A 22,984-nucleotide genomic window follows, 5' to 3' on the forward strand; every position below is an offset into this window, starting at 1 on the left:
TCGGTGTCGGTGCTCTCGTGTTGGATAGCGGCATGGCAGATACCAATCAGTCCAAGCCCGTCGTCGAGTTCCCCGGCGGCGATGCCCCGAGCGAGCTGCAGATCACCGACCTGGTGGTCGGCGACGGCGCCGAGGCCGTGCCCGGCGGCAAGGTCGAGGTGCATTACGTCGGCGTCGAGTTCGACTCCGGCGAGGAGTTCGACTCCTCCTGGAACCGCGGGGAATCGATCGAGTTTCCGCTGCGCGGCCTGATCAAGGGCTGGCAGGACGGCATCCCGGGGATGAAGGTCGGCGGCCGTCGCCAGCTGGTCATCCCGCCGCACCTGGCCTACGGCCCGGCCGGCAGCGGTCACCGGCTCGGCGGGAAGACCCTCGTCTTCGTCATCGACCTGCTCGACGCGTCCTGATCCTGTCGTTTCCCGGCCGCTCGGCCACTGTTTTGTCGTCCCGTGAGAGAGCGGTGGCCGAGCGATCCACCTCCCCCTACCTTCCAGTCATCACGATCGTTCGTCCACGCATCCCACTTCCATGCGCCGCACGGGTGACCGGGCGCAGGCAGCCGCTGTTGTCTGACCACGGAACACAGGAGTCAACGATGACCGCCCCCGACACCCCCACCACCGGTTCCCAGCCGGCCGTCGAACTCGTCGTCCGCACGATCGCGCAGACCGCGATCGACAACGAGACCTATTTCGGTGAACTGGATGCCGTCGTCGGTGACGGCGACTTCGGCTATTCGCTGGCCCGCGGGTTCGAAAAGGTCCTCGAGCAATGGGACGAGATCGACCGCAAGGACCCGGGCACCTTCCTGAAGAAGACCGGCATGATCGTCAGCTCGCGCATCGGCGGCACCTCGGGGCCGATCTGGGGCACTGCATTCCTGCGCGCCGGCACCACCGCCGGGTCGGACACCCAGCTGACCGGCGAGCAGGCCGTGGCCATGCTGCGGGCCGCCGTGGAAGGCATCAAGGCCCGCGGCCAGTCCGACGTCGGCGACAAGACCCTGCTGGACGCGGTGGTCCCGATGACCGACCGGATCGAGTCCGAACTGCGGGCCGGCAGCGCGCCCGCCGAGGTGGCCGCGGCGGCCGCCGAGACCGCCCGCGAGTCCGCCGAGAGCACCAAGGACCTCATCGCCAAGCGGGGCCGCGCCTCCTACACCGGTGAACGCAGCATCGGTTCGGTCGACGCCGGAGCCATGGCCGTCGCCGTCCTGGCCGAGGCCATCGCCAAGGCGTGGAAGGACAACCCACCGGCCTGACGGAAAGGCCCCGCCGGCACTTACCCGGCGCACCCAGCAGAACGAGCCCTCGTCCCGTCCGGGTCGAGATCACCGTGCCACAAGGGAGTGTCATGAAGAAGTTCGTCAACGACCCTAAGGCGTTCGTGCCCGAGATGCTCGAGGGCCTGGCCCTGGCCAACCCGGACACGCTCACCTACGTGCCCGAGTACAACCTGATCATGCGGGCCGACAGCCCCCGCAACGACAAGGTCTCCATCGTCCAGGGCTCGGGCTCCGGCCACGAGCCGGCGCACGTCATGGCGGTCGGCAAGGGCATGCTCGACGCCGCCTGTCCGGGTGATGTGTTCGCCGCACCGCCGATGGATTACGTCTACGAGACGGCGAAGCGCCTGGCCTCCGACAAGGGCGTGCTGTTGCTGGTGAACAACTACACCGGCGACCGGATGGCCTTCGACATGGGCAAGGAGATGGCCGACGCGGACGGTGTCCGCACCGAGCTGCTCTTCATCAACGACGACGTCGCGGTCAAGGACTCGCTGTACACCATCGGCCGCCGCGGCGTCGCCGGGAACTTCTTCGTCATCAAGGCCGTGGGCGCCGCCTCCGAGGAGGGCGCCGACCTTGACGAGTGCATCCGCATCGGCAAGAAGGTCAACGACGTCACCCGCACCATGGGGGTCGCCCTGACCGCGTGCACTCCCCCGGCCAAGGGTTCGCCGCTGTTCGAGTTGGCCGACGACGAGATCGAGATGGGCGTCGGGATCCACGGCGAGCCGGGCCGCGAACGCAAGAAGATCGCCCCCGCCGACGCCATCGTCGACGAACTGCTCGACGCGATCGTCGGCGACCTGCCCTACAGCAGCGGGGACCGGGTCGCCCTGATGGTCAACGGCCTGGGCGGCACGCCGATCAGTGAGCTGTACATCCTGTTCCGCCGCGCCCACCAGCGGCTGGCCGACCAGGGCATCACCGTGGCTCGCAGCTATGTCAACGAGTACTGCACGTCGCTGGACATGGCCGGTGCGTCGATCACCCTGGTCAAGCTGGATGACGAGATCGAGCGGCTGCTGCAGGCCCCGGCTGAGATCGGCAACCGCATCTTTTGATCCCACGGCCGGTCGGGACGGATCGCTCAGGACCGTCCCGGCCGGGCCGTCGGGCGACCGCGTCATTGCCCCGGTGACGTCCAGCGCGGGTTGCGCCCGGCCTGCCCGAGGACCCGGTCCCAGCGGGTCGCGGGGGCCGGCAGCGTGACGGCAGGTCCGAAGAGCCCCGCGCGGTTGTCGTCGTCGAACGACGCCACGAACTGCTGGACCACCGGCAGCGTCGCCGGGTCCGGCTCGTAGTCCTGTCCGGTCGAGACGGCCAGATCCCAGGCGTGCAGGGCGATCTCGTCGATCGCGACGACCGCTGCGACTTCGGCCGGCATGTCGATCCCACCGGCCCGCCGCATTCCCGACCAGGCCCCGGGCTGCCGCCAGGCGTGGGCCAGCGCCGGCAGGTCACGGGACAGCCGGGCCCGCCAGTCGGCCGGCAGTCGAGCGGCGTCCCCGGCCGGCGGTTGATGACCACCCACGTCGGATGGCGGCACCGGCGCGGCGGCTTCGGTGAATGCGCGGGTGAGACCGATGACGTGTTCCAGCAGGTCCCCCACGGTGTAGTCCGGGCACGGCGTGGGTGCGCTCAGCTGGTCGTCCCGGATGCCGGACACGACGCGGCTCAGGCGGTCAGCGGCCTCCCCCAGGTCGAACCCGGGTGAGGACGATGACGGGTCGGTCATGAGAACCCCTCTCGGTGCAGACGAATCGGGGCGGTGACGGCACCCCGAAGGGTTGACCGCCACCGCCCCGTCGATTCATCGGCCCGGCGGGAGCAGGCTCAGTACCGGTAGTGCTCCGGCTTGAACGGGCCCTCGACATCGACGCCGATGTACTCGGCCTGGTCCTTGGACAGCTTGGTCAGCTCGCCACCGAGGGCCTCGACGTGGATCTTGGCGACCTTCTCGTCGAGGTGCTTGGGCAGACGGTAGACCTCCTTGTCCCACTCGTTCGGCTTGGTGAACAGCTCGATCTGGGCGATGACCTGGTTGGCGAACGAGGCCGACATCACGAACGACGGGTGGCCGGTCGCGTTGCCCAGGTTGAGCAGTCGTCCCTCGGACAGCACGATGAGCGACCGTCCGGACGGGAAACGCCACTCGTGCACCTGCGGCTTGATCTCGATGCGGTGCACGCCCGGGATGCGGGCCAGCCCGGCCATGTCGATCTCGTTGTCGAAGTGGCCGATGTTGCCCAGGATCGCCTGGTGCTTCATCCGCTGCATGTGGTCGATGCGGATGATGTCCTTGTTGCCGGTGGTGGTGATGACCAGGTCGGCGCGCTCGATGGCCTCGTCGATGCGGGCCACCTCGTAGCCGTCCATCAACGCCTGCAGGGCGCAGATCGGATCGACCTCGGAGACGATGACCCGGGCGCCCTGGCCGCGGAGCGACTCCGCGGCGCCCTTGCCGACGTCGCCGTAGCCGGCGACCAGCGCGACCTTGCCGCCGATGAGGACGTCGGTACCGCGGTTGATGCCGTCGACGAGGGAGTGGCGGATGCCGTACTTGTTGTCGAACTTGCTCTTGGTCACCGAGTCGTTGACGTTGATCGCCGGGAACAGCAGCTCACCGGCGGCGGCCAGGTGGTAGAGCCGGTTGACACCGGTGGTGGTCTCCTCGGTGACGCCGATGATCTCCGGGGCGTTGCGGGTCCAGAACTGGCCGTCACCGGCCAGTGACTCGCGCAGCAGCTCGAGGATGACCGCGTACTCCTCGGAGTACTCCGGGTCGCTCTCGTCCAGGCTCGGCACCACGCCGGTCTTCTCGTACTGGACGGCCTTGTGGATCAGCAGCGTGGCGTCCCCGCCGTCGTCCAGGATCATGTTCGGGCCGGTCTCGGTGCCGTCGGCACCCGGCCAGCGCAGCATGCGGTCGGTGCACCACCAGTACTCGGGCAGCGTCTCGCCTTTCCAGGCGAAAACGGGAACACCCGACGGGTTCTCGACGGTGCCGTGCCGTCCGACGACCACGGCGGCCGCCGCGTGGTCCTGGGTGGAGAAGATGTTGCAGGACGCCCACCGCACGTCGGCGCCGAGATCCACCAGCGTTTCGATGAGGACGGCGGTCTGCACGGTCATGTGCAGGGAGCCGGAGATGCGGGCGCCGGCCAGCGGACGGACCTCGCTGTACTCCCGGCGCAGGGTCATCAGGCCGGGCATCTCGTGCTCGGCGAGGGTGATCTCCTTGCGGCCGAACTCGGCCAGGGACAGATCGGCGACCTTGTAGTCGAGGTCGCCGGCGCGATCGACGGTCAGGTGATCGACGGATGCGGTCACGGTTCCTCCGGGTGGGGCGGGTGGCCGCACCGACCGGACCGCAGGCGGCCCGGCGCGGCGGAGGCCACGCGATGGCCGGACTCGGGCTGACGATTCTCAGCGTGCCCTGCACCGGACGCCCCGGACCCCCCGGGACGTGCATGTCGGGCACCAGTTTAGAGCGTCGACCGCCCCGGCCCGGCGACCGAGCCCCGTGACGCGGGTTTGTCGGCGATCGGCGCGGGCACCAGGGTGCCCAAGCGGTCCGGCGTCTACGCGCCCGCACTCATGACAGCCGACCTCAGACGGAAGGCGAGGCATGCCCTCCTCCACGAACCCCGGCCGATACCCGCGGACGGTGGGGCGTCCCGGATGGCGTTCGCTGCTGGCCGGCGCCCTGTTCGGGATCGGGGTGGCGTCGTTCCTGGACGAGATGGTGTTCCACCAGCTGCTGCGGTGGCACCACTTCTACGACGGCGCCGGGCCGGACGTCGGGCTCATCTCCGACGGGCTGTTCCATGCGGGCGGGTGGATCGCCACGGTCGTCGGACTGTTCCTGTTCGCCGATCTGCAACGCCGGCAGCTGACCGTGCCGCGGCGGGTGTGGTCCGGCGGGCTGCTGGGCTGGGGAGGTTTCCAGGTCTACGACGGGCTGTTCCAGCACAAGGTGTTGCGGCTGCACCAGATCCGGTACGACGTCGACCTGGTGCCTTACGACATCGCCTGGAACGCCGTGGGGGCGGCCGCCGTGGTGGCGGGACTTGTCCTGCTGCGGACGCCCGGCCGGTCCCGGCGCGCAGACACCCGACAGTGACCCCCCATCCGGCGGAACACGCGACTACCGCTGCCTCGGTCAACGGATGGCTGGTCCTGCTCGGCGCCGTCGGGGCCAGCGGCTACCTGATCGGTCTCTTTCAGCCACGCCGGCGCAACCGTCGCTGGCCCGCCACCAGGACCGCGTGTGCACTGGCCGGCTGCGGCGCGGTGGCCTCGGCCGCCGTGGTCCCGTCGCACCCGTTCACCGGCCATGTGGCCGGACACCTGCTGCTGACCATGCTCGCCCCGCTGCTGCTGGCGCTGAGCGCCCCGGTGCTGCTGGCGCTGCGCACCCTGCCGCCCGCACCCCGTCGCGCCGTGACCGCCGTCCTCCGGAGCCGGACCGTCCGAACGGTGACCCGGCCCGCCGTGCTCGCCCCGCTGGTCGTGATCCTGCAGGTGGGGGGACTGTTCGCGTTCTACCTGACCCCCTTGTTCGCGCTGGCGCACCAGCACCCGATGCTGGGCGCGCTCGTGCATCTGCACATGTTCCTGGCCGGCTACCTGTTCAGCTGGTACCTGGTCGGGCGGGACCCCCGCCCGCATCGGCCGTCCACCGTGCTCGCCCTGGGTGTGCTGGTGATCGTCGCCGTCAGCCATGACGTCCTAGCCAAGCTGCTGTATGCCCGGCAGTTGCCGACAACGGCCGGTGACCCGGACCAGATCCGGGCCGGCGCCCAGCTGCTGTACTACGGGGGCACCGCGATCGAGACGGTAATCGCCGTGCTCGTGATGGCCGACTGGTACCGCCGCGGGGCGCGCCGCCGACCGCGGGGTCAGGACTTGCCGGAGGCCACCGTGGTCGTGCGGGCCGGCTCCCGGGCGGCCCCGGACACCAGCCCGGCGATCACGATGAGCACCAGCACGGCGAGAAGGCCGTTGAGCAGGCCGAAATGCTCGCCGAGGAAGCCGATGAGCGGCGGGCCGACCAGGAACGCCAGATAGCCGATGGTGGCCACGGCGCTGACCCGCTCGGCCGCGCGCGCCGGATCGTCGGCAGCCGCGGACATGCCCACCGGGAAGCCGAGCGCCGCACCCAGACCCCACAGCACGACACCGAACGCGGCCAGGACGATGCTGGGCGAGAAGATCACGATGCTCAGACCGACCACGGCGAACACCGCCGAGACCCGCAGCACCGGCACCCGCCCGTACTTGTCGAGCAGGCGGACGCCGGCCACCCGGCCGACGGTCATGGCCGCGACGAACAGTCCGATCCCGACCGCCCCGACGGTGTTGCTGGTGCCGTATCCGTCGACCAGCGACAGGGCCAGCCAGTCGTTGGCCGACCCCTCGGCGAAGGCCATGCCCAGGACGATGAGACCGATGAGCAGCGTGCGGGTGTCGGCCCAGCGGGCGAACCAGGACCGCTTGACCACCGGTTCGGTGGTCGTGTCGGCGGCGTCCTCCACGGCGTCCACGATGGGCTCCCGCGCGTAGCGCACGCACCAGACCCCGACCACCGCGGTGACCAGTCCGGCCAGCGGCAGGTGCACGGCGACCGGGACCTGAAGGAACTCGGCCAGGGCACCGATGCCGGCCCCGACGACCGTGCCCATGCTGAAGGCGGCGTGGTAGAGCGGCATCACGGTGCGGCCCAGCGCCCGCTCGTTCGCTGCGCCGGAGACGTTCATCGCCACGTCGCAGGTGCTGTTGCCGATGCCGTAGACGGCTAACGCGGCGACGACGAGCGGAAAGCTGCCGAGCGCGGCTCCGACGCCAGCCCCGGCGAGCCCGAGGCCGCCGGCGGACAGGCCGAACACCATGATCGCCTTGGTGCCGAACTTCTCGATGACGGTGCTGGCGGCGAGCAGGCCGAGGATGGCGCCGCAGGACAGGCCGAACACGACCAGACCCATCTGCCAGGTGCTGGCCTGCAGCGAGTCGCGGATGGTCGGCGTCCGCGCGACCCAGCTGGCCATGCCGACGCCGACGACGCCGAAGATGACGAACAGCGCGTTGCGCCACGCGGTCACCTGCGACCGGGTCAGGGCGCGGGGGTCGGCGAACGGTTCGGGAGTGGACATGGCACGGCCTTCGGGGCTGGTGAGTCGCGTCGGATTTCGTATCGATTCGAGGCTGGTCAGGCCGGGGCCTCGTGCGATCGAATCGTTTCGACTACGCTATGCCCGAGCAGGTCGGTGGTCAAGTGCGGCACCGGCTGGGAACCGACGTTGGACGACCTGGCGACAAGGAGGGGAACATGGCCGCTCGTACCACCCTCGCCGATGTCGCCACCCGGGCCGGCGTGTCCGTCTCCACCGCCTCGCTGGCGTTCAGCGGGGCCGGCCCGGTGTCCGCGGCGACCCGGGACCGGGTCCTCTCCGCGGCGGCCCTCCTGGGGTACGTGGGCCCGGATCCCCGGGGCCGGTCGCTGCGATCCGGGCGCTCGGGCATCGTCGGAGTGGTGCTGGAGGACCGGGTCCTCGAGGCGTTCCGCGATCCGATCATGATCGCTTTCCTGGACGGCATCGCCGCCGAGGTGTCCCCCGGCGGGCGGGCGCTGTTGCTGCTGGCCGACGTCGGCGAGAGCCCACATGTGCTGAGCACCGCACCCATGGACGCCGTCATACTCGTGTCCTGCAGCCCGGCCACCACCGCCTCGGCCGAGACGGTCATCCGCCGCGGGATGCCCATCGTCGTCCTCGGCGGGTCGGTGCCGGCCGAACTCGACGACGTTCCGTCCGTCACCCTGGACGACCGGGCCGCCACGGCGACCTCGGCCCGGCATCTGTTCGCACTGGGTCATCGCGACATCGCGGTGGTCGCCCTGCCGACCGACATCGCCCGCCGTCCGGGGCCGTTGACCGACGAGCGCATCGCCGCCTGCACCACCGCGGTCACCACCGAACGCATCCTCGGCGCCCGGGACGTGTTCCCCGACTTCACCGGGGAGATCGCCACCGGCAGCTACGTCGAGGAGGGGGTGCGCACCGGTCACCTGCTCCTGGCCGACCCGTCCCGGCGGCCCACGGCGATCATCGCGCAGAGCGATCTGCTGGCCGCCGGTGTCATCAAGGCGGCCACCGAACTGGGCCTGGACGTCCCCGGGGATCTGTCGGTCGTGGGATTCGACGGCGTGCGGGTCGATCACGTCATCGACCACGACCTGACGACCCTGGTCCAGCCGGCCGCCGAGGAGGGCCGCACCGCCGGACGCCTGGTCCTCGAGCAGTTGGCCGGGGGGGACGTCGAGTCGGTCGCCTTCACGTGCGAGTTCCACCCGGGCGGGACCACCGCGCCGCCCCGCTGACCAAGCCCACTTGTCGGCGGACGCTCAATTCACCAGGGCGTCCTCCAGGAGAGCGATCGCGCCTCGGCGGGCCCGTTCGACGATCGCCGACTCGGCCCCGCAGATGCGCAGGCAGGCGCCGGCGATGGCGTGCGCGTCCTCGGGTCGGGGCTCGCGTGTCCGCCGGAGTTGGATGACCGTCTCGGCCAGTTGGATGAGCAGATCGCCCAGCAGGCCGTCGGTCTCACCGAGCGTCGCACCACCGGCGGCCCGGGACGCCGCCCGCCCCAACCGGTCGTAGGTGACCCGCAAATCCTCCCGTTCGGCCCGGAACGCGTCGAACCGCTCGTGCTGGATCTCGGGCAGCAGGTAGAGGGTGCCGACGTTGTGCGAGGTCGCGGCCAGGGTGCGGACGTCGATGAGCACGGCGGCGTAGAGCAGGGCGCCCCCGTCGATGGTCCCGCCCGCCGCCGACCTGTCCTCAAGCGCCCGGATGCGGTCCAGGCTGGGCCGCACCGAGGAGCTGAGCAGGTCGGCGAGGATGTCGTCCTTACCGGCGTAGTGGTAGTACAGCGACGCCTGACGGATGCCGACGCGTTCGGCGATCATCCGGGTCGACGTGCCCGCGAACCCGTGGGCGACGAACAGAGCCGCTGCGGCGTCGAGGATCTGGTCCCGCGGTGACAGGGTCCCGGTGTCCGGGACGCGACGGGGCCGACCGGGTCGTCCTCGTCCACCGGAGTCCCCCATGTCCGGCATCCTGCCACCCCCGGAGCCGTTCAGTTCGACCTGCGCACGGCCTGTGCGGTCAGGTGCGCCCGCCAGCCGCCGTGGTGGCTGATGTCGGGGGCGTCCCGCACGGCGACGGGCTCGACCAGGAAACCCGATGACTGCCGGCCGTCCTGCAGGTCGACGGTGCCGATGGCCATGGGGGCGGGGACGGCGGCCACGAAGGTGCCGAACCCGGCCGCCGGTATCCGCCACACCTCCCCTTCGATGGGGTGTCCGCTCTCCCCCTCGGCGACCCGCACGAGACCCGGCTTGGCCGGCAGGGTGTCCAGGGCGTGCAACCGGTAGCGATCGGTGGTGCGAGCCGGGCCGACGAGGGTGCCGCCGGCCGCCACGAGCTGGGCGTTGAGCGGTTGACCAGTGAGATGCGCACCCACCACGAACATCTCGAGGGTCGGGTTGGCCAGGCGACCCGCGAGCACGGCGAGCGCACGGTCGGAGAAGGCCGGTCCGGTGAACATCACGCCGAACGGCCGGCCGTCGACGAATCCGGCGGGAACGGCGAGTGCGGCCATGTCGAGCAGGTTGGCGAAGTTGGTGAACCGCCCGAGCCGGGAATTGGCGCCGACCGGGTCAGCCGCCACTTCGGCCAGGGTGGGATGTCCGGTGGTCGTCGGGGTGAGCAGCGCATCGCACCCGGTGAGCAGGTCCCGTCCGCGGGCCCCGAGCTCGGCCAGCCGGACCGTGTCGGCGGCCCAGTCGGCCGCCGAGAAGCGGCGCGCGCCGAGGATGATCGACGCCACGGTCGGGTCGATACCTTCGGCCTGTTCGCCGACGGTTTCGAGGTGTTCGCCGACCGCGGCGAACCGTTCGGCCACGAAGGCACCCTCGTAGAGCAGCCGGGCCGCGTCCAGGAGCGGGGTGATGTCGACGGGAACGATCTCGACCCCGGTGGCGGCCAGTCGGTCGACGGTGGCGGTGAACGCCTCGGCCCAGCCGGTCGCCAGTCCCTCCAGGTGCTCGGCGGTGGGGACGGCGATCCGTGGCCTCGCGGCCGGCGCCGGACCGGGCTGGTCGAGGCGACTCAGCGGGTCCACCGGGTCGGGGCCGGTCATGATCTCGGCGGCGATGCGGGCCAGCGTCAGGTCCCGGGCGAAGACGGTGACGCAGTCCTGGGTGTAGCAGGCGGGGACGACACCGGTGACCGGCACCAGCCCCTTGGTCGGCTTGACCCCGACGAGTCCGTGCAGGGCGGCCGGCACCCGTCCGGACCCGGCGGTGTCGGTGCCCAGGGCCAGGTCGGCGATGCCCAACGCAACGGCCACCGCCGAGCCGGACGACGATCCGCCGGAGATGCGGTCGGGGTGGAAGGCGTGGCGGACCGCGCCGTAAGGGCTCCGGGTGCCGACCAGGCCGGTGGCGAACTGGTCGAGGTTGGTCTTGCCGAGGACGATTGCACCGGCCGCCCGCAACCGGGCCACGGCGGTGCTGTCGGCCTGGGGCTCGTACGCGTAGGTGGGGGCCGCCGCCGTGGTCGGCAGTCCGGCCACGTCGATGTTGTCCTTTACCGCGACGAGCAGTCCGGCCAACGGCCGGGTCGGGTCGACGGCGGCCGCCTCGGCGACCAGCTCGTCCTCGGGACGCAGGGTGATCCACACTTCGGGCCGGTCGGCCGTGCGGATGCGGTCGTAGGCGGCCCGGACCCGGGCGACGGCGGGGCTCTGCACGGTCACGGCGGTCATGGTCGCACCGCCGCGAGCAGCTGCCCGGCCCGGACCTCGTCACCGGGTCGCACGTAGACCTCCAGCAGGGTGCCGGCGACCGGGGCGGGGACGCGGGTCTCCATCTTCATGGCCTCCAGAGCCAGGATCGGGTCACGGTCGGCGACGGTAGCGCCGGGTTCGGCGTTGAGCTGCCAGACGGTGGCGGTGAAGGGAGCGGTCACGGCGATCGCTCCGGCGGGCAGGTCGATCTCGGAGCTGTCGGTCGCAGGCGGTTCATGCCGGCGGTCGAATTCCCCCGCCGCACGCCAGCGGTCCTTCTCCTCGTCGAAGGCCCGGCTCTGGCGCTCCCGGAAAGTGCTGATCGAGTCGGCGTTGTCGGCCAGGAAGCGCTCGTATCCGGAGATCGAGAAGGTGCCGTCGGTGGTGTCGACCGGGCCCCGCCCGGCGTCGGTCTCGGCGCGGAGTTCGAGCAGTTCCTCCGCCGACACCGGGTACCACTCGATCCGGTCGAAGAACCGCAACGCCCACGGGTTCTCGGCGAACAGACCGCCCCGCCGGAACCGGTTCCAAATCTGGGTGGTGCGGCCGACGAACTGGTACCCGCCGGGACCTTCCATGCCGTAGATGCACAGATAGGCCCCGCCGATGCCCACGGAATTCTCCGCCGTCCAGGTGCGGGCCGGGTTGTACTTGGTGGTGACGAGCCGGTGCCGGGGGTCGAGTGGGGTGGCGACGGGGGCGCCGAGGTACACGTCGCCCAGTCCGAGCACCAGGTAGGACGCGTCGAAGACGGTACGGAAGACGTCGTCGACCGAGTCGAGACCGTTGATCCGACGGATGAACTCGATGTTCCACGGACACCACGGCGCGTCGGACCGCACTCCGGCCATGTAGCGCTCGGTCGCGAGGCGGGTGGCCGGATCGTCCCAGGACAGGGGCAGGCGGACCGTCCGCGAGGGCACCACCAGTTCCCGGGTCGGGGGAACAAGGTCCTCGAGCTCGCCGAGCAGCCGACCGAGGTCCCGGGCCTTGAGCACACTGGGATCGCTATGCACCTGCAGGGAGCGAATCCCCGGGGTGACGTCGACGATGCCGCGGGGGGCGTGCTGGCGCAGCACCTCCTGCAGGGCGTGCACCCGCATCCGCAGACCGAGATCCAGGGCCATCGGCCCGTACTCGACCAGGACGTTGTCGTCCCCGTCCCGCCGGTACGTCACGGACGGCCGGTCGTCGCCGGCTTCGCGGCGGGCCAGCACACCGTCGTCGCCGTCACCGCCGAGGCGCGGCACCGTGAGCCGGGACCGCCGCTCGACGAGTCCGGCGGCGGCCGCCTCCGGCACCGGAACGAACCGCAGGCGGTCCCCCGGTCGCAGCTGGCCGAGCTTCCACAGCTCTCCGCTGGCCACCACGGCCGGGCAGACGAACCCGCCCAGGGACGGACCGTCCGGCCCGAGGATGATCGGGGTGTCGCCGGTGAAGTCGAGAGCGCCGATGGCGTAGGGGGTGTCGTGGATGTTGGACGGGTGCAGACCGGCCTCGCCGCCGTCGGTGCGCGCCCACGTGGGTTTCGGGCCGATCAGCCGGATACCGGTGCGGGCCGAGTTGTGGTGGACCTCCCACTCGGCGGCGTAGAGCTGTTCGATGTCGGCGCGGGTGAAGAAGTCGGGCGCGGCGTGCGGTCCCTCGGTGACCCCGATCTGCCAGTCGTGCGTGAGGGCCAACCGACGGTCGGCCGGGGCGGGCCCGGCAATCGTCGTCAGGCCGGGATTCTCGGCGGCGTCGGCGGAACGGGGGCGCAGCACGTCACCGACGACCAGGGCCCGCCCGCCGTGACCACCGAACCCACCGAGGGTGAATGTCGCGGTGCTGCCCAGGTATTCGGGGACGTCCAGGCCGCCGCGGACGGCCAGGTAGCTGCGCAGGCCGAGTCCGGTGGCAGCACCGACGGTCAGCACGCCACCGGCCGGGATCTCGATCGGCGCCCAACCCGCAGCCGGTTCGCCGTCGAGGGCGATCTCGACCTCGGCCCCGGCGACCGCGACGACGGACGCCGTGGAGAAGCGCACGGTGATGCCGCCGCCGGTGATCTCCAGGCCGGGGGCGGACGACGGGTTGCCGACCGCCCGGTTGGCCTCGGTCAGCGAGACGGGGTCGAACGGACCGCTCGGCGGGACCCCGACGTGCCAGTAACCGAGACGACCGGGCAGGTCCTGCACGGTGGTCATCGGCCCGACCGCGAGGACGTCGATGCGCGCGTCCGGGTCGGCGGTCTCGGACAGGGTGCTGGTCGAGTGCACGGCAGCCCGCAGATCGATCTCGTCGGTCAGGGCGCGCAGCAGCCCGAGGTTGGTGACGATGCCGTCGATCCGGCTGGCCGACAGGGCCTCGCCGAGCAGATCCAGGGCGGCGTCGCGGTTCACTCCGGTGGCGATCACCTTGGCCAGCATGGGGTCGTAGAAAGGCGAGACCTCCAGGCCGGTCTCGACGTAGCCGTCGACGCGGACGCCGGACATCGACGGTGATCCCTGCCCGGGGAGGGACGCGTGGGTGACCAGGCCGGAGGACGGCAGGCAGTCGCGCCCCGGGTCCTCGGCGTAGACCCGGGCCTCGATGGCCGACCCGTCCGCCACCCACTCGCGGGTGAACACGTCGGGCTCCACCTGACCGTCGCGGGCCAGTCGCAGCATGAGGTCGACGAGATCGACGCCGTAGACCTCCTCGGTGACGGGGTGCTCGACCTGCAGCCGGGTGTTGACCTCCAGGAACGCGGCCTCCTCGCGGACCGGGTCGTAGACGAACTCGACGGTTCCGGCGCTGCGGTACCGGACGGCGGCCAGCAGGTCGTGGGCACTGCGGTGCAGCGTCTGGCGCACGTGATCGGGCAGCGCAGGCGCCGGCGCCTCCTCGATGACCTTCTGGTTGCGGCGTTGCAGGGAGCAGTCGCGGTCGCCGATCACGGCGATGCGGCCGGCGCCGTCGCCGAACACCTGGACCTCGACGTGTCGGGCGGGCCGCACGAGCCGTTCCAGGAAGACCCCGGCGGACGAGAAGTTCTGGCGGGCGAGGGCGGCGACGCGACCGAAGGCGTCGCTGACGGCGTCGGCGTCGGCGCACGCCTGCATGCCGATGCCTCCGCCGCCGCCGGTGGCCTTGACCATCACCGGGTAGCCGATGGCGTCGGCCGCGGCGACGGCCGCGTCGACGTCGGCCAGCAGGTCGGTGCCGGCGAGCATCGGCACCCCCGCGTCGCGGGCCAACGCCCGCGCGGTGTGCTTGGCCCCGAACGCGACGATCTGATCGGCCGTCGGACCGGCGAAGACGATGCCGGCCTCTTCCAGACGCCTTGCGAAATCGGCGTTCTCGGAGAGGAACCCGTACCCGGGATGGACGATCGTCGCCCCGGTGTCCTGGGCCGCCTGCAGGATCAGGTCGGTGCGCAGGTAGGAGTCACGGGCCGGAGCCGGGCCCAGCCGCACGGCCTGGTCGGCCTCGCGGACGTGGGGGGCGGCGCGATCGGCGTCGGAGAACACGGCGACGGTGCGCAGCCCCAAGTTCCGGGCGGAACGGATGACCCGGCGGGCGATCTCGCCGCGATTGGCGACGAGCACGGTGGGCGTCATCGGTCGCTCCCAGCGATGGTCTCCGGCCGGACCACGATCATCCGCAGCGGCGTGGGGTTGAAGTCGTTGCAGGGGTTGTTCATCTGGGGGCAGTTGGAGAGGATCACCAGAACGTCGACGTCGGCCCGCAGCGCGACCCGGCGGCCGGGGGCCGATCGTCCGTCGACGATGCCGAGCGCACCGTCGGCCTCGACCGGGACGTTCATGAACCAGTTGAGGTTGGACACCAGGTCGCGGGCTCCCAGCCCGTGCCGGGCGGCCTCGGTCAGGAAGTTCTCCCGGCAGCCGTGCTGGTAGGCCACATGGTGCCCGTAGCGCAGGGTGTTGGACTCCTTCGAGCAGGCCCCGCCGATGGTGTCCTGGTGCGGCACCTCGTTGGCGACGACCGTCATCAGGGCGCGACCCTCGTTGCTGCGCAACACGGTTCCGGTGTCGACGTAGGCGTTGCGCTGGGCGGCGAGCGTGTCCGGCACGCTGTACCGCTCGTCGGGATCGTCGGCCCGGTAGATCAGGCAGTCGGCCGACTGGTTGCCGCCGACGTCGACGATGGTCAGCACCTGACCGGCCGGGACGACGGCCGACCACGGCGCATTGGGCGCCACCCGGTCGTCGCGGACGACGGTGCCGGCGACCGCACTCTCGCTCCAGTCCAGGGGCGAGTCGGGCGTATGGACGGCGCCGACCGGGACGGTGCTGGCGACGCGTTCGATGGTCATGGTGGGGCTCACTGAATTCCTCGCGCGTCGCAGTAGTCGATGGAGTTGAGGTAGGCCCGGTGCAGTTCGGGCGTCGCGGTGAAGCGACCGTCCTGCGGTCCGGTAGCGACCCCACGCCAGGCGTGCACCCGCAGCGGGCCCACCCGGTAGTCGGGGTCGGGGTCGAGCGGGTGGGTGACATTGGCGATCAACACCAGCAGCGGCAGTTCGGCGATGAGCTCGACATGCGTTCCCGGGCCGGCGCTTCCGACCCACTGGAGGGTTCCCTCGCCGTCGACCCGGACGCCCTGGAAGAAGGAGACGCTGGGCGGGAGGTCGCGCCGGGTCAGCCCATGCTTGGCCGCGGCCTTGACGAACAGCGACCGACCGGACGGCGTGGGACCGTGTGGGTCGGCGTTGCCGTACTTCGTCTCGACGACGCCGTCGGTGGTGGTGCCGCAGAAAGCGTCGTGCCGCCCGGAGGTGTCGGCGGAGATCGTGGCCAGGATGCGCCCCTCGCCGGACAGCAGCGGGTGCCCGGAGCCCAGGTAGGCCTGCCACGGGATCTTCTGGGTGTCGGCCACGTTCAGCCGCTCGACCGGTTCCAGGGCGTTGAACAGCACCACGTGGGCGCACGCGTCACCGGTGGGATCGTCCAGCCGTAGCCGACTGCCGCGGGCCAGCACCTTGTGGGTGTAGCCGCCGGGGGCGACGGTCTCGGCCCAGGTGAGCGCGGCCGGGTCGACCCCGTCCGGGCACCAGGGGCTTTCGGAGGCGGGCAGGTACGGCATCCACTCGCTGCGACGGCCGCCCTGGGCCCGCGCGTCGGCCCGCGCGTTGCCGACGCTGTCGGTGAGATGCTTAGCTCGGACGTCGATCTCGCTGATGGTGGTCATCGAGCGTCTCCGGTGGGGGCGATCATGCCGTCGACCTGGTGGCTGTGCGGGACGTGCCGCAGCTCGATGGTCGTGTGCAGGCGGCGGGTGAGGAAGTAGGCCGCCCCGGCCAGGACCGTGGCGCCGACAAACAGCAGGGCGCTCCAGCGCAGCCACCAGGTCTCACCGGTGAGGTCGTAGATCTCCGGCCGGGGCCACAGCAGGTTGACGGCCATGCCGACCTGATAGAGCACGGCGGCGACGTTGATGGCGATGCCCCAGCGGCCGAGGGAGAACAGCGGCTTGCCGTCCTCGTCTAGACCGGAAGGCAGACCGCCGCTGCGGCGCAGTCGGATCCGCTGGATCAGCAGCGGCAGGGTGACGCCGAGGTAGGCCAGGTAGAGCATGGCGATGCACAGGCTGGCCAGCGCGGTGAAGATCGCCGACTGGTGAATGTTGACCAGCAGGGCCAGCGCGGCGCCCACCCCGACGACGATCGAGGCGCTGATCGGGGTGCCGGTGCGGGGCGAGATCTTGCTCAGCCAACGGTGTCCCGGGAAGGCGCCCTCGCGGGCCATGGAATACATCATGCGGGCCCCGGCGGTCTGGACGGCGAGCGTGCAGACCAGGACGGCCACGGCGACACAGCACAGCAGCAGCCGGCCGATCACGTCGCCCAGCCGCTCGGTGATGATCCAGGGCAGACCGCCGAGCGCGAGCTCGCCGTCGGTCAGACTCGGCGCGGCCATGAGCGCCGCCAGGATCAGCAGGGCACCGCCGATGCCGGACAGGATCAACGCCCGCAGGATCGTCCGCGGGGTGGTGCGGCGCGGGGCGTGGGTCTCCTCGGACAGTTCGCTGGCCGAGTCGAATCCGACCATGACGTACGCGGCCATCAGGGCGGAGGCCAGGAACGCCGGCAGGTACGCGCCGTCACCGGTCCAGCCGTCGGTGGTCATGACGACCGACGGCCCGCGTTCGGAGAGCGCAAACAGGACGCCGATGAGGACGACGACGCCGACGATCTCGACGGTGACACCGGCGCTGGTGGCCATCGCCATCTGCCGAACACCCGAGATGTTGATCAGGGTGGTGATCACCAGGATGGCCACACCCAGCAGGACGGCGTTCTGCGCGCCAGTGGCTGACGCAACCGATGGGTCGGCGTCCGAGCCGCCGACGATCTGGAAGCCGGACCAGATGCTGGGCAGGACGGCCTGGGCAGCGATGGCGGCCACGGCGACGGTGAGGATCTGTCCGATCACCATGATCCAGCCGGTGAACCATCCCCACGTGGTGCCGGCCAGCCGGCTCGCCCACTGGAAGATGGCGCCGGAGATGGGCCAGCGCGCCGACAGTTCCGCGAAGCAGAGGGCGACGAGCAGCTGCCCGGCGAAGACCATCGGCCAGGCCCAGAAGAACGCCGCACCGCCCAGGCCGAAGCCCAGACCGAACAGCTGGAAGACGGTGGTGAGGATCGAGACGAAGGAGAACCCCGCCGCGAACGACGAGAAGGATCCGACGCCGCGATGGAGCTCCTGGCGGTAGCCGGTGGACGGTTCGGACGAGACAGCGGTTCCGTGCTGGGTGGCAGTCATGGCGGACTCCGGGGCCGTGGGGCTAATAGCTGTCGATTGACAGGTAACTCCCGAGAAGAGTCGGCCCGGCATGTTGCGCCGGTCGACTGCCAGCGTTAATTCGAGGTAACGGCAGTCCGGGTTGTCGAGTTCGCCACCGACGACCACGTCCCGACAAGGACGTACGGCGATCCACGGGACCGACCCGTCGATAGCCATCCGATCGAACATGCGTCGGACCATACACACGTTCGCTTTCTGAGCTATGGTGGGCCTATGTCTCCGACCAACCCCACTCTGCCGAAGTGGCGCTCCGCTGTTGCGGTGGCCCCGGCCTCTGAACTGTCCCCGTTGTTGGGGTCGCGGCCGGAGCGTCCGGTGGGGTGTTCGGCGCGAGAGTGGGCCAACGTACTGCTGGATGCGGTGATCGCCCGGCAGCGGTGGGTCGCGCACGAGTCGGCGCGGCAGGTGCATGACCTGGTCGAGCTGTCCGCCGCGGCCGGGGAGGACTCGGCCGGGGTGGAGGAGTTCCTGGCCACCGAGTTGGCTCTGGCGCTGGGGGTGGCCGAGTCCACGGCGGGCCGGTATCTGCTGGAGGCGGCCGAGTTGACCGCCCGCTGCCCGGCCACTCTGAACGCTCTGGAACAGGGCCTGATCTCGCCGGGGAAGGCGTCGGTAATCTGCCGGGGCACCGCTGATCTGACCGTCGAGGTGACCGCGCTGGTGGAGGCCGATGTCCTGCCGGCCGCCGGGTCGTCGACGGTGCCGGGTTTGCGGAACGCGGTCGCCCGGTCGGTGATCCGCCGGGACCCCGACGGGGCGCAGCGCCGCCACGAGCAGGCCCGCCGCCGACGCTCCGTGTCCCGGCGTAGCGATCTGGATGGGATGGCGTGTCTGTCGCTGTACGGCACCGCCCAGGACGTCGCGGTGATCTGGGACTGCCTGACCGCCGCCGCCGACGCCGGCAAGACAGAGGGGGATGACCGTTCGGTCGGGGAACGGCGGGTCGATGCCCTGGTCGACGTGTGCACCGACATCCTCGACCGCGGCCTCCTACCCACCGATCAGCCCCTACCGACCACGCAGCGGCGCCGCCCGCACCTGCTGGTCACGCTCCCCGCGTCAGCTCTCGTGGACTCGGAGTCCGGGCGTGGTGAGGTCGCCGAGCTGGTCGGGCACGGACCCATCACCCCTGCCCAAGCCAGGGTCATCGCCGCCGACGCGACCTGGCGGCGCCTGGTCTGCGACCCCACCAGCGGTGCGCTGCTGGACTACGGCCGCACCACCTACACCCACCCTAAGCGCTCACCGACTTCGTCCTCACCCGCGATGCGAGTTGTGTCATGCCGGGCTGCCGGTAACCCGCCCACCGCTGCGACGTCGACCACCGCGAACCGTTCCACCCCGGCCACACCACCGGCGGCGACACCAGCGCCGAGAACCTGGCCGTCCTGTGCCGCCGCCACCACCGCGCCAAAGACACCGGCGGCTACCAACTGCGCCGCACCCCCGACGGCGACCACCACTGGACCACCCCCCTCGGCCGCACCTACACCCGACACTGGCCCCCACCCGAAACCAGCTCCGCGACGGCACTTCTCGAGAGGGAGGCAGGTGACGATGACCCGCCACCGTTCTGAGCGTCCCGAACAGGACATGGCGCGGGTGTCGACGACAGAGGGGCCTTGCTACCCGTGGGGACGCCGGCCGGGGTTGCGGTGGGCCGCCCGTCTAGTCAGCCTTGCTCAGGCATGCACTGGCGTGCGGCATCCCGGCATCGTCGACCTGCGCCAGCATCTCCCCGTCGGCGTCGACGATCATGGACGTCCCGACGGTCACCGGGAACAGTGGCGTCGACCCGCGGTAGTGCGCGATGGCGACCGGTGCGCGCAACGCCCGGGCCGTCACGAAGGTGCGGGCGATCCGTTCACCCTCCTCGCCCGGACCGTCGAGGACGCCGGCGGCGTACAGATCCACCCCGCGCCGGGCCAGCTGAGCCGTGTGCTGCTGGACGTTGGTGTCGAAGCAGATGGCCAGACCCACCGCCCAGCCGTCGACGTCGATGACGGCCGCCTCAGTTCCGCAGCTGAATCGCTGGTGCTCGCCGCCGTGCACCCACACCTTGCGCGCCGCCACCGACGCCCCGTGCTCGTCGACCCGGAGCATCGCGATGAAGTCACGGCCGCTCTCGGTGATCGGCGCCCCGACCAGCGCCACCGCGCCGGATGCCCGGCACGCGTCGATCAGCGGACGCAACACCGCGTCGGTCGGCGCCACCGACGGCGCGTCCAGGTCGTATCCGGTCAGCGACAGCTCCGGGAAGACGACCAGCCGAGCCCGGGCGGCGCGGATCACCTCGAGGTGGGTGGCGATGTTCGTCGCGAGGTCACCCACCACGATCTCGGCCTGAGCGACCGCGACGGTCAACGACGGCTGCGACATTCGACTACCCCTCCCGCGCCTGGCCCCACGGGGCGATCCGCACCGTCGTCTCCGGGCCGATGTCGACGTGGTCCTCGGCACCGAGCGGCAGGGTCGCCGCACGCTGGCCGTCAGCGAACTGCACGACCAACAGTGACGCAGGCTCGTCGTAGGCACCGCCCAACGACCCGGTCCACTCCAGGGCGGCGGCGGCATGTCCGCCCGGCCCGACCATGACCGGGACCGCGGGATCCGCGGGTGGTACCCCGATCGGATTCGCCTCGGGCTGGTTCTGACCGACCACCGTCGTGAACGGTGTCCCCCACTCACCCCGGATCCCCATGCCCGGCCACCCCTGCACCTCGCACGAGCGACCCGAGATGTTGGTGGCCAGCAGGCGGCCGAAATGGTGCCCGGCCGCGGCGTCGGGACTGTCCAGTGACAACCGCAGATCGCCTGCGGTGCAGGAGTTGTCGGTCGACGGCACGGACGCCACGCTCATCAGCAGCGCGTCCAGCTGCTCGCCCGTGAGCTCCGCGTCCGGTGTCGCCGGCGCCCCCTCCGGGCGGTTCGCACCCCGCGGCAGCTCGACCCGGGAGGTCGGCAACACGCTGGAGTAGTAGACGTCCGACGGCAGGACGTCCGTGGCTCCGGCGGACGCCGCCGGAGGCACCGATCCCGGCTGCGCGCACCCGGCCAGCAGCACTGCACCCAGGACGACGGGCAGCGCCCGACCCGGGGTCAGCTGCCCACCGCCGCGCGCACCTGCTCGACCACGCGGGCCGCCGCGTCCCGCAGACCGCCGACCGACGGGCCGTGCTGCAGCACGTCCCGACTGCTGGTGGCCAGCACGTTCCGCCGGGCGTCGCCGAACACCCGCTGCAGGTCCTCGGCGGTGGCGCCCTGGGCGCCCAGGCCCGGGGCCAACAGCGGCCCGTTCACCGCGGCCAGGTCCACGTCGGTGGACCCGATCGTCGCGCCCACCACCAACCCGATCGATCCGAGCGGGTCGGCCCCGACATTGATCTCCGCCGCCTGGGCGGCGATCGTCGCCGCCACCGTGCGACCCGACTCGTCCACCGCATGCTGAACCTGCGGCCCCTCCGGGTTGGACGTCAACGCCAGCACGAACAACCCGCGCCCGGACGCCAGGGCCGCCTCCACCGCCGGCGCCAACGAGCCGAACCCGAGGAACGGGCTGACGGTCAACGAGTCCGCGGCCAGCGGGCCGTCACCCGTCAGGTAGGCCGTCGCGTAGGCCGCCATCGTCGACCCGATGTCACCGCGCTTGGCGTCCAGCACCGACAGCGTGCCCACATCCCGGCAGTCGGCGAGAACGCGCTCCAGGACGGCGATCCCCGCCGACCCGAACACCTCGAAGAACGCCGACTGCGGCTTGACCGCGGCCACCGACGGGCCGACCGCCTCGACCACCGTGCGGGCGAACCGCTCCACCCCGGCGGCGCTGAGCGGCAGATCCCACGCCGACAGCAGCCCCGGATGCGGGTCGATACCGACGCACAACGGCCCGCGCGCAACCATGGCCTCGGCCAGCCGCCGCCCGAACGGAACGGGCACGCCTGCCGCTTGAACCGCGCTCACGACGCCACCCCGACCGGGGAGCCCGCCGCGATCCGGCGGTTCAGACCCGTCACCAGATCCGGTCCGGCATAGATGAGCCCGGAGTAGATCTGCAGCAGCGCGGCCCCGGAGTCCAGCAACGCCAGACCGTCGTCGACGGACATGATGCCGCCCACCCCGATCACCGGCAGATCACTCCGGGAGGCCACGAAACGCACCACTTCACGGGCCCTCTCGGTCAGCGGCCGACCCGACAGACCGCCGGCCTGCGCACCACCGACCTCCGCATCGGCCGGAGTCAGACCGTCCCGGCCCAGCGTCGTGTTGGTGGCGATGACCCCGGCGATCCCCCGGTCCGCGCACACCTGCAGCACCTCGGCGATGGCCTGATCGGTCAGGTCCGGGGCGATCTTGACCAGCACCGGCACCGGCCGGCGGGTCCGGCCGGCCGGGCCGGCGGCGGCCAGGCAGGCCGCCTCCTCGGTGAGCGCGCCGAGCAGTTCGTCCAGCGGCCCGCGGTCCTGCAGGCTCCGCAGGCCCGGGGTGTTCGGGCTGGAGACGTTGACCGCGATGTAGTCGGCGAAGGGATGCACCGCCCGCAGGGACGTGAGGTAGTCCCCCACGGCCTGATCGACCGGCGTGATCTTGGACTTGCCGAGCGAGACCCCGATGGGGACACCGATCGGCCCGGTCCGCTCGAGGGTCCTGGCCAGTACCGCCGCCCCGGAGTTGTTGAAGCCCATCCGGTTGATGATCGCCTCGGACTCCTTGAGCCGGAACATCCGCGGCTGCGGGTTGCCCGGCTGGCCGTGCGCGGTCACGGTGCCCACCTCGACGAAGCCGAAGCCGAGCGCCGGCCACGCCTTCAGGGCCAGGCCGTCCTTGTCCATCCCAGCGGCCAGGCCGACCACCCCGGGGAAGTCGACCCCGAACACGGTGCGGGGAGCGGCATCCAGCCCGTACAGCTTGTGCAGCGCGGCCAGGGACGGCCGGGACCGGCCGACCCGGCCGAGCAGACCCAGGGTGCGGTGATGAGCGACCTCGGGGTCACCCCCACCCATCCGGAACAGCACCGGACGTGCCAGGTGTCCGTACAGACCGTTCATGCCCGCTCCCC

General features: G+C 71.3%; 19 protein-coding genes and 2 pseudogenes. 7 read left to right on the top strand and 14 right to left on the bottom strand.

Annotation, left to right across the window (positions count from 1 at the left end):
• Nucleotides 1-32 precede the first annotated feature (32 nt).
• The 3 genes from FDO65_RS08095 to dhaK all read left to right on the top strand — a co-directional run bounded on the left by FDO65_RS08095 (nt 33) and on the right by dhaK (nt 2,349).
• On the top strand, nt 33-407 hold the full coding sequence (locus tag FDO65_RS08095; protein WP_137448825.1) for an FKBP-type peptidyl-prolyl cis-trans isomerase: 375 nt from the start codon (nt 33-35) through the stop codon (nt 405-407).
• 188 nt (nt 408-595) lie between these two features.
• Nucleotides 596-1,261 (top strand): dihydroxyacetone kinase subunit DhaL, encoded by a 666-nt coding sequence (gene dhaL / locus FDO65_RS08100; RefSeq protein WP_137448826.1) that lies wholly within the window; start codon nt 596-598, stop codon nt 1,259-1,261.
• A gap of 92 nt (nt 1,262-1,353) precedes the next feature.
• A complete protein-coding gene (gene dhaK, locus FDO65_RS08105; protein ID WP_137448827.1) occupies nt 1,354-2,349 on the top strand; it encodes a dihydroxyacetone kinase subunit DhaK in 996 nt (331 codons plus the stop codon).
• Nucleotides 2,350-2,411: 62 nt separating this feature from the next.
• On the opposite strand, the gene FDO65_RS08110 is transcribed toward dhaK, so the two are convergent.
• Nucleotides 2,412-3,023 (bottom strand): TIGR03086 family metal-binding protein, encoded by a 612-nt coding sequence (locus FDO65_RS08110; RefSeq protein ID WP_137448828.1) that lies wholly within the window; start codon nt 3,021-3,023, stop codon nt 2,412-2,414.
• A 98-nt stretch (nt 3,024-3,121) separates the two neighbouring features.
• Nucleotides 3,122-4,618, bottom strand: coding sequence for an adenosylhomocysteinase (ahcY, locus tag FDO65_RS08115; protein WP_137448829.1), 1,497 nt, complete (start codon nt 4,616-4,618; stop codon nt 3,122-3,124).
• 298 nt (nt 4,619-4,916) lie between these two features.
• On the opposite strand from ahcY, the gene FDO65_RS08120 reads away from it, so the two are divergent.
• Nucleotides 4,917-5,411, top strand: a complete 495-nt coding sequence (locus tag FDO65_RS08120) for a DUF2243 domain-containing protein (protein WP_137448830.1) — start codon at nt 4,917-4,919, stop codon at nt 5,409-5,411.
• Nucleotides 5,408-6,151 (top strand): annotated as a pseudogene (locus FDO65_RS22745) (cytochrome c oxidase assembly protein); the annotation flags it as partial. The gene FDO65_RS08120 and the pseudogene FDO65_RS22745, both read left to right, overlap by 4 nt.
• A 38-nt stretch (nt 6,152-6,189) precedes the next feature.
• Here the strand turns inward: FDO65_RS22745 and FDO65_RS08130 are convergent.
• Nucleotides 6,190-7,440, bottom strand: coding sequence for an MFS transporter (locus FDO65_RS08130; protein WP_137448832.1), 1,251 nt, complete (start codon nt 7,438-7,440; stop codon nt 6,190-6,192).
• Nucleotides 7,441-7,616: 176 nt separating this feature from the next.
• Here FDO65_RS08130 and FDO65_RS08135 point away from each other — a divergent pair, with 176 nt between their 5' ends.
• Entirely contained in the window at nt 7,617-8,666 is a 1,050-nt protein-coding gene (locus FDO65_RS08135; protein WP_137448833.1) for a LacI family DNA-binding transcriptional regulator, read from the top strand.
• Between the two features lie 24 nt (nt 8,667-8,690).
• Here FDO65_RS08135 and FDO65_RS08140 read toward each other — a convergent pair whose 3' ends face one another.
• From FDO65_RS08140 to FDO65_RS08165, 6 genes are read right to left on the bottom strand one after another with little or no spacing between them, the layout of a single operon-like run.
• The gene (locus FDO65_RS08140; protein WP_137448834.1) at nt 8,691-9,395 is read right to left on the bottom strand and encodes a TetR/AcrR family transcriptional regulator; all 705 of its coding nucleotides are present in this window, start codon (nt 9,393-9,395) and stop codon (nt 8,691-8,693) included.
• Nucleotides 9,396-9,424: 29 nt separating this feature from the next.
• A complete protein-coding gene (atzF, locus tag FDO65_RS08145) occupies nt 9,425-11,116 on the bottom strand; it encodes an allophanate hydrolase (RefSeq protein ID WP_137448835.1) in 1,692 nt (563 codons plus the stop codon).
• On the bottom strand, nt 11,113-14,718 hold the full coding sequence (gene uca, locus FDO65_RS08150; protein ID WP_137448836.1) for an urea carboxylase: 3,606 nt from the start codon (nt 14,716-14,718) through the stop codon (nt 11,113-11,115). Before uca ends, atzF begins: the two co-directional genes overlap by 4 nt.
• Nucleotides 14,715-15,434, bottom strand: coding sequence for an urea amidolyase associated protein UAAP2 (locus FDO65_RS08155; protein ID WP_137448837.1), 720 nt, complete (start codon nt 15,432-15,434; stop codon nt 14,715-14,717). The genes uca and FDO65_RS08155 overlap by 4 nt, the downstream gene beginning before the upstream one ends.
• 8 nt (nt 15,435-15,442) lie before the next feature.
• Complete coding sequence (locus tag FDO65_RS08160) at nt 15,443-16,309, bottom strand: urea amidolyase associated protein UAAP1 (RefSeq protein WP_137448838.1); 867 nt, start codon at nt 16,307-16,309, stop codon at nt 15,443-15,445.
• Nucleotides 16,306-17,886 carry an APC family permease gene (locus FDO65_RS08165; RefSeq protein WP_137448839.1) on the bottom strand — a complete coding sequence of 527 codons (1,581 nt, stop codon included), beginning with the start codon at nt 17,884-17,886 and terminating at the stop codon, nt 16,306-16,308. Before FDO65_RS08165 ends, FDO65_RS08160 begins: the two co-directional genes overlap by 4 nt.
• Nucleotides 17,887-18,141: 255 nt before the next feature.
• Between FDO65_RS08165 and FDO65_RS23300 the strand changes: the two are divergent.
• Nucleotides 18,142-19,107: pseudogene (locus tag FDO65_RS23300) on the top strand (DUF222 domain-containing protein); the annotation flags it as partial.
• 44 nt (nt 19,108-19,151) lie between these two features.
• Here FDO65_RS23300 and FDO65_RS08175 read toward each other — a convergent pair.
• The 5 genes from FDO65_RS08175 to FDO65_RS08195 all read right to left on the bottom strand — a co-directional run bounded on the left by FDO65_RS08175 (nt 19,152) and on the right by FDO65_RS08195 (nt 22,973).
• The gene (locus tag FDO65_RS08175) at nt 19,152-19,391 is read right to left on the bottom strand and encodes a hypothetical protein (RefSeq protein ID WP_137448840.1); all 240 of its coding nucleotides are present in this window, start codon (nt 19,389-19,391) and stop codon (nt 19,152-19,154) included.
• Nucleotides 19,392-19,596: 205 nt separating this feature from the next.
• The gene (locus FDO65_RS08180; protein WP_137448841.1) at nt 19,597-20,307 is read right to left on the bottom strand and encodes a carbon-nitrogen hydrolase family protein; all 711 of its coding nucleotides are present in this window, start codon (nt 20,305-20,307) and stop codon (nt 19,597-19,599) included.
• A gap of 4 nt (nt 20,308-20,311) precedes the next feature.
• Nucleotides 20,312-20,992 carry a DUF4232 domain-containing protein gene (locus FDO65_RS08185; RefSeq protein WP_137448842.1) on the bottom strand — a complete coding sequence of 227 codons (681 nt, stop codon included), beginning with the start codon at nt 20,990-20,992 and terminating at the stop codon, nt 20,312-20,314.
• Between the two features lie 35 nt (nt 20,993-21,027).
• Nucleotides 21,028-21,888, bottom strand: coding sequence for an orotidine-5'-phosphate decarboxylase (gene pyrF, locus FDO65_RS08190; RefSeq protein WP_240757493.1), 861 nt, complete (start codon nt 21,886-21,888; stop codon nt 21,028-21,030).
• Nucleotides 21,885-22,973 carry a quinone-dependent dihydroorotate dehydrogenase gene (locus tag FDO65_RS08195; RefSeq protein WP_137448843.1) on the bottom strand — a complete coding sequence of 363 codons (1,089 nt, stop codon included), beginning with the start codon at nt 22,971-22,973 and terminating at the stop codon, nt 21,885-21,887. The genes pyrF and FDO65_RS08195 overlap by 4 nt, the downstream gene beginning before the upstream one ends.
• Between the last annotated feature and the right edge of the window lie 11 nt (nt 22,974-22,984).

It is taken from the genome of Nakamurella flava, assembly GCF_005298075.1.
Classification (GTDB): domain Bacteria; phylum Actinomycetota; class Actinomycetes; order Mycobacteriales; family Nakamurellaceae; genus Nakamurella; species Nakamurella flava.

What these genes read in the sequence shown, in the direction of transcription:
- FDO65_RS08095 (WP_137448825.1), top strand. Translation starts at nt 33, where the DNA reads ATGGCAGATACCAATCAGTCCAAGCCCGTCGTCGAGTTCCCCGGCGGC.
- dhaL (WP_137448826.1), top strand. Translation starts at nt 596, where the DNA reads ATGACCGCCCCCGACACCCCCACCACCGGTTCCCAGCCGGCCGTCGAA.
- dhaK (WP_137448827.1), top strand. Translation starts at nt 1,354, where the DNA reads ATGAAGAAGTTCGTCAACGACCCTAAGGCGTTCGTGCCCGAGATGCTC.
- FDO65_RS08110 (WP_137448828.1), bottom strand. Translation starts at nt 3,023, where the DNA reads ATGACCGACCCGTCATCGTCCTCACCCGGGTTCGACCTGGGGGAGGCC.
- FDO65_RS08120 (WP_137448830.1), top strand. Translation starts at nt 4,917, where the DNA reads ATGCCCTCCTCCACGAACCCCGGCCGATACCCGCGGACGGTGGGGCGT.
- FDO65_RS08130 (WP_137448832.1), bottom strand. Translation starts at nt 7,440, where the DNA reads ATGTCCACTCCCGAACCGTTCGCCGACCCCCGCGCCCTGACCCGGTCG.
- FDO65_RS08135 (WP_137448833.1), top strand. Translation starts at nt 7,617, where the DNA reads ATGGCCGCTCGTACCACCCTCGCCGATGTCGCCACCCGGGCCGGCGTG.
- FDO65_RS08140 (WP_137448834.1), bottom strand. Translation starts at nt 9,395, where the DNA reads ATGGGGGACTCCGGTGGACGAGGACGACCCGGTCGGCCCCGTCGCGTC.
- atzF (WP_137448835.1), bottom strand. Translation starts at nt 11,116, where the DNA reads ATGACCGCCGTGACCGTGCAGAGCCCCGCCGTCGCCCGGGTCCGGGCC.
- uca (WP_137448836.1), bottom strand. Translation starts at nt 14,718, where the DNA reads ATGACGCCCACCGTGCTCGTCGCCAATCGCGGCGAGATCGCCCGCCGG.
- FDO65_RS08155 (WP_137448837.1), bottom strand. Translation starts at nt 15,434, where the DNA reads ATGACCATCGAACGCGTCGCCAGCACCGTCCCGGTCGGCGCCGTCCAT.
- FDO65_RS08160 (WP_137448838.1), bottom strand. Translation starts at nt 16,309, where the DNA reads ATGACCACCATCAGCGAGATCGACGTCCGAGCTAAGCATCTCACCGAC.
- FDO65_RS08165 (WP_137448839.1), bottom strand. Translation starts at nt 17,886, where the DNA reads ATGACTGCCACCCAGCACGGAACCGCTGTCTCGTCCGAACCGTCCACC.
- FDO65_RS08180 (WP_137448841.1), bottom strand. Translation starts at nt 20,307, where the DNA reads ATGTCGCAGCCGTCGTTGACCGTCGCGGTCGCTCAGGCCGAGATCGTG.
- FDO65_RS08195 (WP_137448843.1), bottom strand. Translation starts at nt 22,973, where the DNA reads ATGAACGGTCTGTACGGACACCTGGCACGTCCGGTGCTGTTCCGGATG.